An 18,312-nucleotide genomic window follows, 5' to 3' on the forward strand; every position below is an offset into this window, starting at 1 on the left:
CTCGACTTTGGGATATAGATCCCCGGTGGAGTATGAAAACATGCAGCTTAACCAGGCACTATGACTTCTCGTAGTGTCCACTTTATTGTAGCAAGATCAGTGATACCGGCCAGGGGGGGGTGGGCCTCGGCCCTGGCCGTCCCGGCCACGGGGAGGCCGTAGCCTCTGGTCGTAACCGCCTCGGGGAGTCCGCCACGGCGAGCCGGTCACGCCGGCCGGCGCAGTCAGCCGGGCAGCCCTGGGAGAACGGCTCTATCGAGTCTTTTAATGGGAAACTAGGGGATGAACTGCTCAACCTGGAGATCTTCGATACGCTTTATAAAGCCAAGGTCTTGATCGATAGATGGAGATGGGAATACAATCATATCCATCCTCACAGCCGTCCTGGATACCTTCCGCCGGCTCCGGAAGCCATACTTCCACTCACCGAACTACGTGTCAACTGAAACCTCAAAGACTAACTTACCATGTGGTCCAATCAACGGAGGCAGGTCAGCGGTTCCCGGTCCATCCCTGTACCCGCAGCCGTATGGCCGAGCTGGAAGGGGAGTTGCCACTGGCGGCCGCAAACAGCCAGCTGCGGCTGGTGGAGCCCGTGGGCTACCTGGATATGCTGGTGCTCCTGGCCAACGCCCGGGTGGTGCTCACCGATTCCGGCGGCATGCAGAAGGAGGCCTTCTTCCTGCCGGTGCCCTGCATCACCTTGCGCGAGGGGACCGAGTGGGTGGAGCCGGTGCAGGCCGTCGCCAACCGCCTCGTGGGACCTGACAAGGCTGCCATCCTCGAGGCCCTGTCCGGTTTCCAGGCGCCGCCGGCGGACCCGGCGTCCATATCCGGTGATGGCCATGCCGCCGAACGCATTGTGGCGCTCTTGCTGGCATAGGGACCGGGAACCTTCCCGTGGAGCATAATCCGGATGAACGCCGCCTGAGGGTGTTGTTCCTGCCCAGTTGGTACCCCTCAGGGGAACACCCGCTGGAGGGCATCTTCATCCGGGAGCACGCCAGAGCAGTAGCGCTGTACGCAGATGTGACGGTGATCTATCCCCTCGAGTCACGCCCGCCCGGGCACCGGCCAGCCCGGGTCACGGTCGTCCTCGACGGTGGCCTGCGGACGATCCTGATTCGCTACCGCGCGGGATGGCTTAACCGCCTCACCGGCAGCCGCTTCCGGTGGTACTGGCTCATGCTCAAGTGGGCTCTCCGCCTGTTCAGCCGGGGTTATCGCCCCGATGTGATCCACGCCCATGTCTTCAAGGCAGCTCTGCCCGCCGTAATTCTTGCCAGGCACCGTCATATTCCCGTGATGGTCACTGAGCACTATTCTGGTTATGCCCGGGGTACTCTTACGCGCTCTGATAAGGCTATCGCCCGCTATGCACTTAACCGGGCGGATCTGCTGGCGCCGGTGAGCGCTGCGCTGTGGCAGAGCATGCGGCAGTGGGGCATTTACAACTCTCACCGTGTGATACCCAATGCCTATGATGGAACGGTTCACTATCCCGGAGCCGGGGCGCGGAAGGGGGACGCGCGATATAAGCGGATCCTGTTTGCCGGCAACCTGACGCCGGTGAAAGGCATTCCCACGCTCCTCCAGGCCCTGGCCAGTCTGGAACGAATTGACTTTCGCCTGCAGCTGGTAGGTGCAGGGAGCCTGCAGGACGAGTATGAGCGTCTGGCTGTCACGCTTGGGTTGGAGGACGTGGTGTCATTCCAGGGGGCCATGACCAAGGAAGCCCTGGCAGAGGAGATGCGGGCCTGCGACTTTTTGGTGCTTCCCAGCCAGTTCGAGACCTTCGGGGTTGTTCTCATCGAAGCTCTGGCCTGCGGCAAACCGGTTATCGCCACCGACAGCGGCGGCCCAGCCGAGTTTATTAATAGCGATGTGGGCCTGCGGGTGCCGCCGGGGAATGTGGAAGCGCTGGCCCAGGCCATGGGTGATATGTTGGATCATCATCAAAATTATCAGATTGAGGCGCTTGCCCAATATGTCCGAAAAAGGTATACTCATGAAGTTGTTGGTGGGAAAATCAATAGTGTCTATTGGGAAATGATGAAAAGTTATACGGGGAGCGATAGGTCAAGGTTGCACGTTACTTCCCATCACCTTCTTAACTCCAAAAGATTAGGAAGAGGCCCCTCGTAGCTTTATGGTCATAACCACTTTCGTGCGACGGTCGCTGGCAGATGGCTTTGATTGTGAGGGGAATAGGGAAGCAAAAGCAGGCGGAGAAAAATTCGTGAGGCATTCGCATTGTCGAATTAAAATTGAGAAACTTATCGGTTGAAGGCATATTCATGAAACAAATGAAACCAATTATCAAGAAAATCCCCTATATCGGAATCACAGTAAAAGGTGCTGTCCGGACATTAAGAAAAGTTTTGTTTCCAGGCTCTCTGATATTTCCGGGCTCTCAAGCGTACTGGGAAGGAAGATTATGCCGGTGGCGGAACTTCGGGAGCCGGGTCCTATGGCGCATTGGCTGAATTTAAGGCGGAGCTTTTGAACGCGTTTGTCAAGGATAAAAGCGTTAAGTCTGTCATAGAATTTGGATGCGGTGATGGTCATCAGCTCTCGTTAGCCTCGTATCCTAAATACATTGGGCTTGACGTTTCAAAAACGGCAATTGAACTATGTACAGAGCGCTTTCGGGACGACAATAAAAAAAGGTTTGCCCTCTATAATCCCGATAATTTTGTGGATTCGCAGGGTATTTTCAAGGCTGAGCTAGCTTTGTCGTTGGATGTCATTTACCATTTGATTGAAGACAGGATATTTGAACTTCATATGCGACACCTATTCTCCGCTGCTGAAAAATATGTCGTCATATATTCAAGTAATATTGATAGTGATCAGGTTGGTCACCAGAGACATCGTAAATTTTCTAATTGGATCGATGCGCATGTTCCTGTATGGGATCTCCTAAAGGAGACCCCCAATAGGTTCCCATACAAAGGCGACGAAAGCAGCGGGTCATTGGCAAACTTTTTTATTTACGTTAAAAGTTGACGGTACGAAAACCGGACCAAACTGGACCGGATATAAAATGATGGGCACATCTCCACAGGGTCATAGAATTAACTGATCATCCAAGTCTTGAATTAGTAATGCTTCAGACACTCAAGACCCTCTCCAAACACTCCCTCATCTACGGTCTGGGGGGCGGCCTCAACAAGCTGCTGGCGTTCCTCCTCCTGCCCATTTTTACGCGCTACCTGACACCCGCCGATTACGGCCTGTTTTCTCTGCTGCTGGTTACAGGCGGCGTGGCAGGAATCATCACTCAATTAGGCCTGGGGTCAGCGCTGTTTCGGGAAGTGATCTATTTCGACACGGATGAGCGCACGGCAACCAGCACGGCCCTGTACTTTCTCATCGGTGAGTCTTTGCTGATATTCGGTGGCCTGGCGCTCTTTGCCGGCCCCCTCTCGCAACTGATCTTCGGGTCGACCCTCCAGACCGAAACGCTGCGGCTGGTCTTTTATACCGGCATCCTGCGGGTGGCGGAAATCGTGTTTATGGCCCGGCTGCGGATCAAGGAGCGGGCGGCGCTCTATTCCGCTGTTTCGGTGGCCCGTTTCCTGGTGGGCGCGGGCCTGAGCATCCTCTATATCGTGGTCCTGAAACAGGGGGTGTCGGGACTCATCATCGCCGGACTCATTCAGGCGGGCATCTTTGCCGGGGTCTACCTGGTGATCCTGCTGCCCGGTCTGCGGCCGGTGGTTTCAGGGCCGGTGCTACGGAGCATGTTGCTGTTCGGCGCTCCCATGGTGCCCGCCGGCCTGGCGGACCTCATCATGATCTCCTCAGACCGCTACTTTCTTCAGCAATACGCCTCCACCGCCGAGGTGGGACTCTATTCCCTGGGCTACACCATCGGCATGGTCATGAACCTGGCGGTCTGGTCGGTGCAGCTGGCCTGGCCCGCCCTGATGTTCAGCATCGCCAAGCAGGAGACAGCCCCTCAGCAGTTCGCCAGGATACTCACCTACTACGTGCTGGTGTTGGGTTTCCTGGGGCTGGGGCTCTCCCTGCTGGCGCGCGAGCTGCTGGTCATAATGACCACACCGGAATTCCACGGCGCCGCCGCCGTTGTGCCGCTGGTAGCTGTATCGTACATTTTCTATGGGGTTCGCTACATGACCAATACGGCGCTGCCCACCCGTGATAAAATGAAGTACGTCCCGCTGATTATCATCCTCGCTGCGCTGGTCAACCTGGGGCTGAATCTGCTGCTGATCCCCCCTTACGGCATGCTGGGCGCCGCCTGGGCGACCCTAATTTCCTATTTCCTGCTGACCGTGGTGAGCACCGCCGTGAACCAGCATTTCTGGTCCATGCCCTACGAGTATGTCCGCCTGCTCAAGGTGACCGTGGCGTGGGTGGCAATCTACGGGCTGGGTCTGGCCGTTCCGGCAGCCAACCCGTGGGTGGGAGGAGGGATCAAATTGCTTCTGCTTGTCCTTGGCTTTCCTGTCATCCTGTGGGTGCTGCGCTTTTTCGACCGGCAGGAACTGGCTACAGTTAGGACGTTGCTCGGCGGCTCGCTTGGGCGGAAGGTCTAGCGGCGGCGGCCGGCGGCATCGTGACAGCAAGTTTGTCAGCGTGGAAATATTTCCGGGCCAGGTATTTATTATCAAGAACCCGGACCTGAAAGACCAGACGGGCGCTCCGGGCTCGCCGCGCAAGATGTTAGGATCAGCGCATACGGATGAGACAGTCCAATCGTATTTGGCCTCCCCTCCACGGACCTGATTTCATGAAAGTGCATATAGAGTCGGGGATTACTTCGGACGGGTTTCGATCATTCCCGGCCGCTCGTGTGGATGAGGGTTGGTTGAAACCCCCGTGGGAGACAGGTCGATGAAGATTGTGTGGTTTTCCGAGATTCGGTGGGACTACATGCGGACCCGGAAACAGCAGTTGCTCTCGGAACTGGCCAGGAGGCATCAAATACTTTTCATCGAGCCCTACACGTTAGGCCATCGGCGGCCATTCTCCTACCGGCAGGACGGACCGGTGCATGTCCTCACCTTGCCGGCTCTGCGTCCTACCCCCATCAAGTGGCTGAACCGGGTACTGCTCATGCGTCTCTCATGGCTATACTATGTTCTGCTGCACCCGATAATGTTTGCACGGCTAAACGAAATGTTACGCGGCTCGAAGATCATCTGTTCCAGCATCTACTTTATTCCTTTGTTGAAGTGGTTCTCCCGGCCGTATTACTGGGACTACAATGACGATCCGGAACAATTCGGCCCGATCCCGGTCTGGGTACGGAGTGGATTCCGGGAGGTTCTATCGCGGGCCGAGGGTATTTTCGCCCCCTCTAGGCTCTACGAGCGGAAGTTGCAAGGGGAAACGCGGGCGCCGGTCTATTACATCCCCAACGGAGTTGAACTGGTCAACTTCAAGAGCTCCCCCGCCGGCCGCAGAACCGGGGTCTGCTACCTCGGGGCCATACTACAGTGGAGCTTTGACTTTGAACTGGTACAGTATCTGGCCAGCCAGCTGCCAGAGGGCACGCTGCACCTGTACGGCCCTGTGGAGCGGGGGCTGGACCAGGAGATCGAGGCGCTGACGGAGCGGTTTGGGGTCATGGCCCACGGCCTTTTGGAATACGAGCGCATTCCAGCCACACTGAGCGCCTATAAGGTAGGGATCGTTCCGCTGAAGGATAATGAGGTGATCAGGAGGGCTGCTTCCGGGAAAGTTGTGCAATACTTGGCAGCAGGATTGATGGTGGTTTCAAGGCCCATGGAAGAATACCGGAATTTCTCGCCCTGCATCCAGCTGCATGCAGAGAAGGAACTGTTTGCCAAGTCGGTCAAGGACTACCTCAAGACCCAGGTGAAGGATGCACAGCTTGTTGATAAGTTGCGGGACCGTGACTGGAAGAACCTGGCCGCCCGGTTGGAGGGGATCCTTGCTTGTGGCGCCAGGCGTGCGGACGGTTTCGCCGGGCAATCGAGTTATCCTGCTGCTCCTGGCGCGGACAGCGGTGGCAGCTGAACCGATGCCCAAACTACCATCGTGGCTGTGGGCGCTGGTGGTGTTGATCGCTGCTGGTATGGTGCTGTACTACAAGCCACTTTCCGGCGGCTATTCCTTCACCGGACCCGATGCCCTGGCCCCAGTGGGCACCACGGCGGGCATCCAGGCCCTGGAAGCCGAAACCGGCGAGCTGCCCCTTTGGATGCCCTGGCTCTTCTCGGGCATGCCCACCATCCACTCCTTCACCTACCTGTCCATATTCTACCTGCCCAACAAGGTCCTGGGTGTCCTGGCGCCAGTCCTGCCGGACTTCTCAAGCTACCTGCTGCACATGGTTTTTGCCGGGTTCGGTTGCTTTCTCTTGATCCAGTGGCTGGGGGGCTCGTTTGCCGCCGGGTTGTTGGGGGGCACCGGCTTCCTGCTCATGCCCTATTTCAACACCATGCTGGTTCACGGGCACGGCAGCCAGATGATGACCCTGGCGTATTTGCCGTGGCTGATCTGGGGGCTGTTCCGGCTGCATGCGCGCAGAAGCCTGCCCGCCGCCGCCCTGCTGGCCCTGCTCACCGGCATGCAGCTCCAGCGCGGCCACGCCCAGATCGCCTACTACAGCCTGCTGCTGCTGGGGCTGTTTTTCGTGGTGCTCGCCGTCCGGTCCTTGCGGGATAAAGATCTTACAGGCGGCCAGAGGGGTCGCTTCGTCACCCTGTTCGCACTGGCCATGATCGTAGGTTTTGGTCTGGCGGCGGTGCTTTACCTGCCGGTCATGAGCTACACTCCTTTCAGCATCCGTGGCGGACAGCTGGGCGGGGGCACCGGCATTGAGTACGCCACCCAGTGGTCCTTCAGCTTCAGCGAAACACTCACGTTCCTGCTGCCCTCCTTCTTCGGCTTTGGCGGCGCAACCTATTGGGGCGACATGCCCTTTACCGACTACCCCAACTACATGGGTTTGCTGCTGCTGGCGCTTGCGGTGTGGGCGGTGGCGGTGCGGCGCACCTGGTTCACCTGGACGATGGCGGGGGGCGCTGTGCTGGCCTATTTTCTGAGCCTGGGGCACAACTTTTTTCTGTACCGACTGTTCTACGATCTGTTTCCTTACTTCAACAAGTTTCGAGTGCCGTCCATGTTGCTGGTCCTGACTCAGTTCGGCGTGGCTGTGCTGGCCGGGCTGGGGCTGGATGCCTGGCTCCAATGGCTGGGTGCACAGGGGGAATCCCGGGCTCGCCGGATCCTGGTATGGACCGGTGGCGCCGTGGTGGTCCTGGGGCTGCTGTTTCTGGCTTCAGCCTCGGTGGTGGGGAGCAACCTGCCCGTGCCACGGGGAGTTCCGGCGCAGATGGTACCGCAGGTCAACGGGCTGCGTATGTCCATGATTCGTGCCGACGCCGTCTGGCTGCTGGTACTGGGCGGATTGGCGGTAGGCGGGCTCTATCTCTGGCGTGCGGGGAGCCTCTCAAAGCGCTGGCTGCTGGCGGGACTGGTGGCCGTGAGCATGGTGGACCTGGGACGCATCGACCTGCGCATCATCGAGCCAGCCGAGGGCAGCCTTCGAAGCCCTGTGCTCCGGCCCCGGTCCGTCATGACCCGCTACCTCAACAGTGATCCGGTGCTGGAGTTTCTCGGCGGCGACACGGCCACCTTCCGCATCAGGCCTTTGGGGCGGCTGCAGAACGAGAACCGCTGGGCGCTGGCGGGGGTGTCGTCGGTGAGCGGCTACCACGCCGCCAAGCTGGCCAACTACGACCGGTTTATGCAGGCCACCGGTTTTCAGAGCGAAGGGATCCTGCGTATGCTCAATGTCAAGTACCTGGTGAGCCTGCAGCAGTTCAGCGACCCCCGTCTCCGGGAAGTTTTTGTGGGCAACCTGTACAGCGGGGGCAGTTACCAGCCGGCGGCGGTCTATGAGCTGGACACCTTCCTGGAGCGGGCCTGGTTTCCCCGGCGGGTGGAGCCGCTGCCCTCCGCAGACGACATCCTGGCCCGGCTCCGCGATCCGGCCTACGATCCGGAAACGGTGGTCTATATTCAGGCCCATGGGCCGGACGACCCGATTGCGCCTCCGTTCCAGGGCGAAGGCAGAGTGGTGCAGGCCAACTGGCAGCCCAACCAAATCCGGCTGCAGGTAACTGCTGCCCGAGAGGCGCTGCTGGTGCTCAGCGAGGTGGTCTATCCCGAAGGCTGGCGGGCCACGGTGGACGGCGAGCCGGTCCCCATCCACGAAGTGAATACCATCCTGCGCGGCGTGGTGGTCCCGTCCGGCACCCACGATATCGCCCTGGACTTTGCTCCCGGCGACTACCGCCTGGGGCTTCTGCTGGGTCGCCTCAGTCTGCTGCTCATCGGGCTGGGGTTCCTGCCCGGGGCGGTCCGGGAGATACGGAAACGGCTATGACCCTCCACCGCTACACCTTCAACCTGAAAACGGTGCTGTTTGCCCTGGGCATCCTCATCGCGTCGGTCCGATAGGGGTACTCGCAGAACCTCGTCAGTGAGCTCCAGGCCAACGAGCGCCGCCTGGTGGACCTATATGCCAACATGATCGCCAAGGCGGCTGTGTCACTACCTTTCAGACCGCGGAGGTGCCGGTGGACGGGGACCGCAAGACGGCTGGTCTTTCGCCCAGCTACCGGCTGTAGAATATTCGAGAATACATAAAGCCGGCCTTTAATCCAGGATGAGGACGATGTGACCTGGAGGTTCCTATGAGAAGAATACCTGGAGGCGCCCAGTGGTCAGCCTCGTTAACAAAACCTGGCAGCTCGACGGCCATGGCGGTGATCATAGCGGGTGCTCTCCTGCAGAGCGGCTGTGACCGAAGCGAGCTCGTCCAGGGCACGGCGCGGATACTCAATGGGGCGACTGCGCCAGCTTCACATTCGAAGACACTTCCATCAAGACTTACAGCATCGAAATCCACGGTTCCCGAAGATGGGGTTTGGATCCCCTCGCCGGACCAGGTTCTTATCTCCATCGTAGAGGTCAGCTTCTGGGTCGGCCCCGGGAGCGATGAGACGCGTCGGGCCGAGCTAACTGACTGTATACGGTAACCTATGACCGATCGCCCGCCAGCTTGTCTTCGCGGTTGGATCGCCCGTTGGAAGTAGCCGTCGGCTTTCCGGAGATGGGCCAAACATCATTTTCAGTTGACAATGTCTTAAGCCAGACCATAAATTGTGCTCCTGTCATGCTGTACAACGTCCATCACCACCATCATCATACTGACTCCCACGGGGATCCGGGCGGCACTGCACCTTAGTCAATAGTTTCACTGCAAAATTTTAGAGCCCTCGGATTTCCGGGGGCTTTTTGTTTTTAGGAGAATATTATGGATAAGATACTCAAACTCGGGCTCCCCAAGGGCTCACTTCAGGAGAGCACCCTCTCCATATTCAAGCGTGCGGGCTGGAATTTCGTTCTCTCTAGCCGGACCTACACCCCCTACTGCGACGACCCGGAGATTGAGGCTCTCCTTATTCGTGCTCAGGAGATGGCCCGCTACGTGGAGCAAGGCGTTTTTGATGCCGGCATCACTGGCAAAGACTGGATCATGGAGAACGGCGCCGATGTGGTGGAGGTGTGCGAGCTGATTTACGCCAAGGCTTCCATGCGTCCGGTGAAGTGGGTTCTCGCCGTGCCGGAGGAATCAGACATCCATTCGGTTCGGGACCTCCAGGGCAAACGCATTAGCACTGAGCTGGTCAACATTGCCAAGAAGTATTTGGCGGACAATGGAGTCGAGGCAGGGGTGGAATTTTCCTGGGGCGCAACGGAGGCAAAGCCTCGCCTGTTGTTTGACGCCATCATCGAAGTGACAGAAACCGGCTTATCCTTGCGGGCCAATAAGTTGCGCATCGTTGATACGGTCATGGAGTCGACTACCCGCCTCATCGCCAATAAGGCCACCTACGACGACCCCTGGAAGCGCAAGAAAATAGATAACATGGCGCGACTGCTGGAAAGCGGCATCATGGCTGCCAGCAGGGTCGGTCTAAAGATGAATGTAACCGATGAGCAGCTCGAAGGCCTTATAGCTATCCTGCCTGCTATGAAAACGCCAACCATCAGCCAACTCTACAACGACTCCGGCGCGGCTGTAGAGGTGATCGTAGAGAAGACTCAGGTTCGCGAAATCATCCCCCTTCTGATGGAAGCCGGCGCCACAGACATCATTGAGTATCCCCTCAACAAAGTACTTCCTTGATGGGATTGCTGCCCATATTTCGTGATTTCAGCAGGCTGGATGCCTTGCTACAAGACCACTCATCTGAGGAGAGTAATGTATCCGTAGTCGTTGCAGATATCTTGCGCCAGGTACGATCGGGTCGTGATGATGCGCTCCTGCGGCTGACTGCCAAGTACGACGGAGTGACCATTACCAGCATTGATGCCTCCGCAGAGCAGATAGCACTGGCCGAGGCTCAATTGTCTTCCTCTCTTCGGGAATCCATCCTTGAAGCAGGTCTAAATCTCCGTCGATTCCATCAATTACAATTACCGCAGCCGTATGATCTGGAGCAGCCCGACGGAACGCTAACAAACTGGCGTTGGAGGCCTATCGAGCGCATCGGCATTTACGTACCTGGAGGCCGCAGTCCCCTGGCTTCTTCGCTACTTATGGCGGCCATTCCTGCCCAAATAGCTGGCGTGGCTGAGGTATCCGTCTGCACACCACCCCAAGCTGATGGCCGGGCAGATCCATCCATTCTCGGCCTCTGCAGCCTGCTGGGTATCCGTCAAGTCTACGGTATTGGTGGCGCCCAGGCCATAGGGGCCCTGGCTTACGGTAGCGAAACGATCAAACCGGTGCACAAAATTGTTGGTCCGGGAAACGTTTATGTGGCCGAAGCCAAGGCGCAAGTCTCGCGACATGTCGGTGTAGATTTAGCAGCCGGACCCACTGAGATCGTAATCCTGGCGGATGATACTGCGAATGCTGGCTGGGTAGCAGCTGACCTAATCTCTCAGGCCGAGCACGATCCCGAGGCCACGGCAACACTGTTCACCACTGATGCCGCTCTGGCTGAGAAAGTAAACCAGCACCTGGAAATGATGCTGCCAACCCTCGCCACCGAGGAAACGTCGCGGACTAGCCTGGAAAGCCGTGGAGCCATTTACGTGGGTGCTGATCTAGGCGACTGTCTGAAAATGATCAACCGTATTGCCCCCGAGCACCTCTCCCTGCAAATCCGCGAGGCCCGTCAATTCGCCAAACGCTGCATCGCGGGCGCCATCTTTATTGGTCACTCTACACCCGTGGCCTGGGGTGACTACTGGGCGGGACCGAATCATACTCTCCCCACAGCCGGCCAGGCGCGCTTCAGGGGGCCGTTATCCGTCCTGGATTTTCTGGTGCCTTATTCCATGATTGAAGCGCCCATGAAGGCCATTGCTGCGTCAGGAAATACCGTGATAGAGCTGGCACGGGCAGAAGGTATGGCTGGTCATGCGCTGTCGATTAATGTGCGGATGCACCATGAATGATCTCCTGAAACAGTGGATCAGACCGGAAATGTTGGCGGAATCCAACTATCATGTCCCGGCACCGGCGACGGACATAAAGTTGAACCAAAATGAATCTGCCTGGGACTGGCCCGCTGAACTCAAGAATCAAATCTCACATCAGATAGCAAACCTCGCCTGGAACCGTTATCCACAGCAGGCGGCGGCTATCCTGCGGGAAAGGCTGGCCCAGGCTCTAGAAGTACCGCCAGGAAAAATCGTACTCGGCAACGGCTCCAACGAAATATTGGCGGCTATCACCATTCTTACCCTAGCCGGGGGCGATACACTCTGTGCCCTCGAGCCCAGTTTTGCGATCTATCCGCTGCTGGCAACGTGGCGGGGTGCGAAGATGGACAACTCAACCCTGGCTGATGACTTTCAGGTCTCGGTCGATGATTTGCTGGCTCGCAGCAGTAAGGCGAAGCTGACGATCCTGTGCAATCCTAATTCACCTACCGGAACTTTGCTGCCGCTCGAGGTCATCGCCCAAGTTGCCGAGGCCGCATCAGGTCTTGTGGTCGTTGACGAGGCCTATGTGCATTACGCCACTGTCACCGCTCTGGACCTGATCGAGCAATACCCTAACCTTGTGGTCACCCAGACCTTCTCCAAGGCCTTTGCCATGGCAGGCTTCCGTCTTGGCTATGGCGTGATGAGCGCAGCGCTAGTCGAGCAAGTATCCAAGGGACTGCTTCCATTCAACCTTGATGCGCCCACCGCCGCTGCTGCCACGGTGCTACTCGATCACCAGGAATGGGTAGACCAGCGCATCGACCAGACCATCGCCGAACGGGACAAGCTCATCGAGGAACTGAACAGTCTTGATGGCATCCGGGCACTGCCATCCCAGGCCAATTTCTTCCTGCTGCAAACCGATCTCGGCCCCAGGGCAACCTACAACGGTCTCCTTGATGCCGGTATTCTGATTCGTGATGTATCGGGATACCCCGGGTGTCAGAACTATGTCCGTATTACGGTTGGCAGACCTGAGGAAAACCACCGGCTGGCAGCAGCCCTCGAGCACATGCTATGAGAACCTATGACAGTGTCATCTGTGATGTGGATGGTGTCCTCATTGATGTCAGCCGGTCCTTCACCGCGGCCGTAGTGGATGCCGTGGAGGAAGCAACGGGGAGCTCGCGGTTCACCCCTGCGGAGGTTCGAATACTAAAGGAATCACCCGGTTTTAATGATGATTGGCACGTGGCAGTTGCTGGCGGAGCCTGGGTGCGCTTTTTCAAAACGACGCCGATTGAAGAATTCGTTGCGGCGATCGAAGCAGCGGGAGGCGGCCTGGCAGGACTCGCCAGCCTCACCGATGTGCCGCCTTCCACCCAATTCTTTGGCCTGATGACCCGCCTGGCACAGGAAGCCTATGGTGGTCTGGACGCCTGCGAATCCCTGTACGGCTTTACCCCGGAAACCATCAAACAACGGGGCAGAATGCTGGCAGAGAGACCCCTTCCCGGGGCGAAAAATCTCCGCAGACATGTGCAGCGGCTTGGTATCGTATCCGGTCGCTCCAGCGCGGAAATGGTATTTGCAGCGGATATGCTGGGTTGGTCATTATCGCCGGACCTCGTCGCCCTTTCGGACGATCCCGCCCTGAACAAGCCCAACCCGGAGAAGCTCCTGGCTATCTGCGCCCTGCTGGGCAGCGAGCGGGTGGTCTATGCCGGCGATTCCCTGGACGACTACGAACTGATTCGAAATGCCCGGGAGCCTTTTCCTGGGCAGATAGATTTTGCTGGCATCGGACCGGTGCGCCCAGCCTGGAATGATGCCGAGCTGCAGTGTACAAACATTGAAGAATTGCTAACTGTAATCGAGGGTTATGATGACTGATTCCACACCCGTCACCTTGAGTAGAAGAACCAGGGAGACAGACATCAAGCTCAGCCTAAAGCTGGATGGCGAGGGTAAGATTGATATCAAAACCGGCATCGGCTTTTTTGATCACATGCTCACGACCCTGGCGCTATGGGCAGGCTGGGACCTGGCCCTCACTTGTAGGGGCGATCTCGATGTGGATACCCACCACACCGTAGAGGATGTGGCCCTTGCCTTGGGGCAGGCGCTGGCTGAGACGCTGGCGGTGCGGGGGTTTCTCGCCCGCGTCGGATCAGGCATTATTCCCATGGATGAGGCCCTGTCGCGAGCGGTGGTGGACATCTCCGGCAGGCCGTTTTGTGTCTATAATGCCAATCTCACTGTCGAACGAGTGGGTCAATTTGAGACGATCACTACGGGCCATTTTTTCCGTTCCTTGGCCACGGCGGCCAAGCTGACCCTGCACATCGAAAACCTGTACGGAGATGATCCCCATCACCAGATCGAGAGCATGTTCAAGGCGCTGGGGTCAGCGCTGGCTCAGGCACAGACGCCCCGCACAGGAGGAATACTATCCACCAAGGGCACGCTGTGATCGGCATTGTCGACTACGGTACCAGCAACATCGGTAGTCTCACCAACGCCCTTGGGCGGCTTGGAATAGAATATTCTGTGTCCGGCGATCCAGACGAGTTAGGTAGGACCAGCCGGCTCATTCTCCCCGGGGTAGGGGCATTTGCTCACGCCATGACACGGCTCCATGAGCAGTCGCTGGAGAGCTTTCTCAGAGATTGGGCCAAAGATGGCGGCCCCATCTTCGGCATCTGTCTTGGAATGCAGCTGCTGATGGAGAGCAGCGAGGAACACGGACAGCATCAAGGTCTCGGAATTGTTGGCGGGAAGGTGGTTGCCCTTCAAGGCGGACACCGAAAAGTTCACATGGGCTGGAATAAGGTTTCAGCAGCTGGCACGAGCTCTATGATTGGACCGGATAACTATGCCTATTTTGTGCACAGCTATGTCTGTCAGCCAACTCACACTGAAACTGTGGCAGGCATCAGCGACTATGGCGGACCCATCGCTGCCGCCCTCCAGCAGGATAGCGTTTGGGGTGTTCAGTTCCATCCTGAGAAGTCAGGTGAGTTCGGATTGTCTATCCTGGAGAAGTTCGCCGATGCGTCCTTTTAGGGTCATCCCGGCAATGGATCTCCTGGAAGGATCAATTGTGCGGCTGATCCAAGGCGACTACGCCCGCAAGACCATCTATCCCTTCGATCCCGTTGAACTTGCTAGCCGGTTTTTGGAGGCTGGACTGACAACGCTGCATGTCGTAGACCTTGATGGAGCACGCTCCGGCTCTCCGGTGCATCTGGATGTAGTATCCAAGGTGGCCAAGACCGGCATCAAGATCGAGTTTGGGGGCGGTCTCCGGTCGGGGATCGATATTGAGCGGGCGTTGGATGCCGGTGCAAGCGAGATAATCCTGGGAACAAGCCTCCTTGAGAATCAGGATCAATTATCAAAATGGTTAGCTCGCTACGGTAGGATACTCGTAGCGGGGATCGATAGCCGAGATGGCGGGATTGCCGTCCGAGGTTGGAGCGATCGCACGCGCATTGATTCCCTGAAGCTCCTTGCAAAACTGGAGCAACTGGGGTTTACTCGGGCGATAGTTACAGACGTGGCCACTGACGGAGCCATGCGGGGACCAAATCTAGCCTATCTGCAGGAGGTAGCCAAATCCACGTCAATGGAAATTACGGCATCGGGAGGTGTCGCTCGAACTGAGGATATCTATCGGATAGCTGCACTTGCGCCCCAAGGCATCAGCGGGGTAATTGTGGGACGGGCATTCTACGAGGGAGCGATATCAATTACTGAGCTGGCCAAATGCTGACACGGCGTATTATCCCCTGCTTGGATGTGAAGGATGGCAAAGTCGTAAAGGGTGTCAACTTCACTCATCTTGTGGAGGAAGGCGAGCCTGTCGAATTGGGAGCCTGGTATTCGAGCCAGGGTGCGGACGAGCTGGTGTTTTTGGATATTTCCGCCACGGTGGATGCCCGTCAACATGTATTGAATCTCGCCCGGCAAGTTGCCAAGGATGTGTTCATACCTTTCACAATCGGAGGAGGCATCCGGACCCTTGTTGATATGGATGCGCTGCTCTCCGCCGGGGCAGACAAAGTGGCCATCAACACTGCTGCCCTCAAAAACCCGAGCCTTATCTCAGAAGCGGCCAGGCAGTTTGGTTCCCAGTTCATAGTGGTTGCCATTGATGTGCAAAAATCAGCGGAGGGCTGGGTGGTGATGTCCCATGGCGGCACCCAAGGTGCTGGTCGCCAAGCATTAGACTGGTCAGCTGAAGCCGAGGATCGCGGTGCCGGAGAAATATTGCTTACCAGCATCGATGCCGATGGAACCCAGCAAGGCATTGATTGCGTTATCACCCGGCAGGTGAGCAGGCAGATTCAAATCCCCCTGATTGCGTCGGGAGGTATTGGCCGGCTGGAGCATTTCCATGAGGCGTTTGAAAAAGGTGAAGCTGATGCTGCGCTCGCTGCCTCGGTATTTCACAGAAGGATATTGGGCATCGGCGAGGTTAAGGATTATTTGATCCGCAGGAGAATTCCCATACGATTGGCAGGAGCGAAACCATGACAGAAACTGGGTACAACATTAAATCCTTGAAGTACGACGCCGACGGGCTCATCCCGGCCATTGTCCAGGATGCCGCTAATGGTATGGTGCTAATGCTGGCTTATGTAAACAGTGAAAGCCTGAAAATATCATTAGCAGAAGGACGAACCTGTTTCTGGTCGCGTAGCCGCCAGGAGCTGTGGCACAAAGGGGACACCAGCGGCCATGTTCAGAAAATCGTATCCATTACAACCGACTGCGATCGCGACACGTTGCTGATTGCCGTCGAGCAGACCGGCGCCGCATGCCACAACGGCACGCGATCCTGTTTTACGGAGAATATCTTCACCGCAGAATAGTTTCCGACAATACATCCTGCAAGCTTGCAAAACCTAACGGCCTGGGCGCCCAGCTGCCGCGCCCGGCACCGTACTACAGTCCAGCCAAAGTCGCCCGTGGCACGGTCAGCCGCAGCGTCGGATCATACGGCGCCGTCTTCGACAGCGCCGACGGTAGTCTTCACTCACTCTGGAAGATCGTTAACAGCCCGTCCGTCAATTTAAATCTGATGTCCTGCTCAGCTCAGGCTGAACGGCGGGTATTGATCTGTGACGAGCAGGAAGGCGTACGCCCCGACGCGCAGGCCCCACCTGCCTACTCCCACGACGAAGTCGAACAGCCCTCTTGGGTATCGGCCGGTGAAGAGTATCGCGAACCAAGTGAAGACCACGGCGAAGACAGCTAGCGGCACCAGAATTAGCAGGACAAGATAGTGAGGGATCGCCAGGAACCACTTGACGAGTGGCAGCCACCGATTCAGGTCGCGTTTCACGTCCGGGTAGTCGATCTCCAGATGGACCGCCTGCTCTTCGACAGTCGAAGGGTACTGGTCGGTGAGCAGCGCCAGATAGGCGACAATCCGGCTCTCGAAGCGGGCCAACTCCACAGCGAAATCGAACCACCACCGCGGATACCGTGTCCGGAATACGATCATCAGCGCCGTGGCGAAAGCCAGGCCGATCCCGATACCGCCACCACCGCGTACGACCTTTCCAGCCTCGTTCACAATGGTCTGCGAGCCGCTGGATAACAATAGACCGGCAATGACCGCAATCGGAATGATCCAGATCAGACGGAAGAACGTCGTCAGGCGGCCCAGCTGTTCCGGGTAGTCGACCTCAAGACGGGCAGCGTAGCCTGCGGATTCAATAACCATATGCACCTCCGAGTCCGTGTGATTGATTCTGTCCGGCCGTATAACGGGAAAGCTCACCCGCCCCAAAACATGCGGAGAGATAAACTTTTGGTAACAAATAAAACCTGATTCGGGCTACCCAGCTTCCGCATTCGCGCGCCTTGTTTCGGGGCCGGGGGCAACGGTTGTTATGTGCAAACAATCAGATAAATCAGTTAAACTATTTGTATTTTAAGAACGATGCATTTATTTGGCTTTCATCAATACTGCCGTCACCAAGGGGAACATTTGATTTCCCGATTCCTGTTATCAATATAGCATCTGCCCCTTTAAGCTTAGCTTCTTCGATCAATTTTTCTTGAATCTTATCATTGGTAACAATTTGACCACTAGCAATTGCATGGCCTATAACTGTATACTCTTTCTTTATTTCTTCCTTAGAGAAATACACGTCAACACTCGTTGTTAGATCGAATGATTTTCCAACATAATTTACACTTACACACCCAATAGCCAGAAGTGTTACAAGTATAAATGCACGACTCAATTTAAAATTACTTGCACACATACCTTACTCCTTTATTTGAAGTGATTAGCCAATTGATCGTAGGCAAAGCATTGTGAGCTACTTGGGCCTAAAGCTAAGAGACACATTTCGTGTTTCCAACGTTAAGCTGACGCCTCAACTGAAGCGTCCCCTTTTGACACTCTCCGCCCCCTCCTGCTCACAGGCCCCAACCGCCATCCGCATGGCCTTGAATCTCGGAGAAGTTGTCCGCCGGGAAGTGGCTCGAAACTGTCGTCAACTGCAACGCTTGTTAGGTTTTGTTATTATGTTCCAAAGTTATTACTACTTTTCCTCGGGCATGTCCTTCTTCAAGATACCAGATAGCTTCAGCAACCTCACTTAACGGGTAGCGTCTATCTATGACTGGTTTTACTTTGCCGGTTTCGAGAAGCTTTTTCATAAAAACCAAATCCTTTTTATTTGGTTTCAACCCCAGGAAACCCATTTTCTTACTCCCAGTCATTGAAATCCATGGCCCTAAGAGCATAGCCTGGAACATTTGAGGCATGGAACCTCCGGTCGTGACATAAATTCCCTTGGGATTTAATACACGCTTATAATCTGAAATCGAATGATATCC

General features: G+C 56.7%; 19 protein-coding genes. 16 read left to right on the top strand and 3 right to left on the bottom strand.

Going from position 1 to position 18,312, the window contains the following annotated elements:
- The first annotated feature begins 119 nt into the window (after positions 1-119).
- The 16 genes from IH971_07420 (at position 120) to hisI (ending at position 16,328) form a co-directional block, all read left to right on the top strand.
- Positions 120-446 (top strand): transposase, encoded by a 327-nt coding sequence (locus IH971_07420; GenBank protein MCH7497664.1) that lies wholly within the window; start codon positions 120-122, stop codon positions 444-446.
- Positions 344-883: a UDP-N-acetylglucosamine 2-epimerase gene (locus tag IH971_07425; GenBank protein ID MCH7497665.1), complete on the top strand. Its 540-nt coding sequence runs from the start codon at positions 344-346 to the stop codon at positions 881-883. Before IH971_07420 ends, IH971_07425 begins: the two co-directional genes overlap by 103 nt.
- 17 nt (positions 884-900) lie before the next feature.
- Positions 901-2,145 (top strand): glycosyltransferase, encoded by a 1,245-nt coding sequence (locus tag IH971_07430; GenBank protein MCH7497666.1) that lies wholly within the window; start codon positions 901-903, stop codon positions 2,143-2,145.
- 333 nt (positions 2,146-2,478) lie between these two features.
- Positions 2,479-3,009: a class I SAM-dependent methyltransferase gene (locus IH971_07435; GenBank protein ID MCH7497667.1), complete on the top strand. Its 531-nt coding sequence runs from the start codon at positions 2,479-2,481 to the stop codon at positions 3,007-3,009.
- A 98-nt stretch (positions 3,010-3,107) separates the two neighbouring features.
- Positions 3,108-4,565 carry an oligosaccharide flippase family protein gene (locus tag IH971_07440; protein ID MCH7497668.1) on the top strand — a complete coding sequence of 486 codons (1,458 nt, stop codon included), beginning with the start codon at positions 3,108-3,110 and terminating at the stop codon, positions 4,563-4,565.
- Between the two features lie 298 nt (positions 4,566-4,863).
- On the top strand, positions 4,864-6,012 hold the full coding sequence (locus tag IH971_07445; protein ID MCH7497669.1) for a hypothetical protein: 1,149 nt from the start codon (positions 4,864-4,866) through the stop codon (positions 6,010-6,012).
- A 4-nt stretch (positions 6,013-6,016) separates the two neighbouring features.
- Complete coding sequence (locus IH971_07450) at positions 6,017-8,389, top strand: YfhO family protein (GenBank protein MCH7497670.1); 2,373 nt, start codon at positions 6,017-6,019, stop codon at positions 8,387-8,389.
- 933 nt (positions 8,390-9,322) lie between these two features.
- Complete coding sequence (locus tag IH971_07455) at positions 9,323-10,198, top strand: ATP phosphoribosyltransferase (protein MCH7497671.1); 876 nt, start codon at positions 9,323-9,325, stop codon at positions 10,196-10,198.
- Positions 10,198-11,478, top strand: coding sequence for a histidinol dehydrogenase (hisD, locus tag IH971_07460; protein ID MCH7497672.1), 1,281 nt, complete (start codon positions 10,198-10,200; stop codon positions 11,476-11,478). The genes IH971_07455 and hisD overlap by 1 nt, the downstream gene beginning before the upstream one ends.
- Complete coding sequence (gene hisC, locus IH971_07465; GenBank protein MCH7497673.1) at positions 11,471-12,532, top strand: histidinol-phosphate transaminase; 1,062 nt, start codon at positions 11,471-11,473, stop codon at positions 12,530-12,532. Before hisD ends, hisC begins: the two co-directional genes overlap by 8 nt.
- On the top strand, positions 12,529-13,344 hold the full coding sequence (locus IH971_07470) for an HAD-IA family hydrolase (GenBank protein MCH7497674.1): 816 nt from the start codon (positions 12,529-12,531) through the stop codon (positions 13,342-13,344). The genes hisC and IH971_07470 overlap by 4 nt, the downstream gene beginning before the upstream one ends.
- Positions 13,334-13,924, top strand: coding sequence for an imidazoleglycerol-phosphate dehydratase HisB (gene hisB, locus IH971_07475; GenBank protein ID MCH7497675.1), 591 nt, complete (start codon positions 13,334-13,336; stop codon positions 13,922-13,924). The genes IH971_07470 and hisB overlap by 11 nt, the downstream gene beginning before the upstream one ends.
- A complete protein-coding gene (gene hisH / locus IH971_07480; GenBank protein MCH7497676.1) occupies positions 13,921-14,517 on the top strand; it encodes an imidazole glycerol phosphate synthase subunit HisH in 597 nt (198 codons plus the stop codon). The genes hisB and hisH overlap by 4 nt, the downstream gene beginning before the upstream one ends.
- Before the next feature lie 37 nt (positions 14,518-14,554).
- The gene (locus tag IH971_07485; GenBank protein ID MCH7497677.1) at positions 14,555-15,226 is read left to right on the top strand and encodes a 1-(5-phosphoribosyl)-5-[(5-phosphoribosylamino)methylideneamino] imidazole-4-carboxamide isomerase; all 672 of its coding nucleotides are present in this window, start codon (positions 14,555-14,557) and stop codon (positions 15,224-15,226) included.
- Positions 15,220-15,990, top strand: a complete 771-nt coding sequence (hisF, locus tag IH971_07490) for an imidazole glycerol phosphate synthase subunit HisF (GenBank protein MCH7497678.1) — start codon at positions 15,220-15,222, stop codon at positions 15,988-15,990. Before IH971_07485 ends, hisF begins: the two co-directional genes overlap by 7 nt.
- The gene (gene hisI, locus IH971_07495) at positions 15,987-16,328 is read left to right on the top strand and encodes a phosphoribosyl-AMP cyclohydrolase (GenBank protein ID MCH7497679.1); all 342 of its coding nucleotides are present in this window, start codon (positions 15,987-15,989) and stop codon (positions 16,326-16,328) included. Before hisF ends, hisI begins: the two co-directional genes overlap by 4 nt.
- A gap of 218 nt (positions 16,329-16,546) precedes the next feature.
- Here hisI and IH971_07500 read toward each other — a convergent pair whose 3' ends face one another.
- The 3 genes from IH971_07500 to IH971_07510 form a co-directional block, all read right to left on the bottom strand.
- On the bottom strand, positions 16,547-17,185 hold the full coding sequence (locus IH971_07500; protein ID MCH7497680.1) for a DUF4389 domain-containing protein: 639 nt from the start codon (positions 17,183-17,185) through the stop codon (positions 16,547-16,549).
- A gap of 199 nt (positions 17,186-17,384) precedes the next feature.
- The gene (locus IH971_07505) at positions 17,385-17,732 is read right to left on the bottom strand and encodes a hypothetical protein (GenBank protein ID MCH7497681.1); all 348 of its coding nucleotides are present in this window, start codon (positions 17,730-17,732) and stop codon (positions 17,385-17,387) included.
- A 250-nt stretch (positions 17,733-17,982) separates the two neighbouring features.
- The coding region (locus tag IH971_07510; protein ID MCH7497682.1) for a zinc-binding dehydrogenase at positions 17,983-18,312 on the bottom strand (330 nt) is incomplete at its 5' end.

The sequence above is a fragment of the Candidatus Neomarinimicrobiota bacterium genome, assembly GCA_022560655.1.
Lineage (GTDB): Bacteria > Fidelibacterota > Marinisomatia > SCGC-AAA003-L08 > TS1B11 > JADFSS01.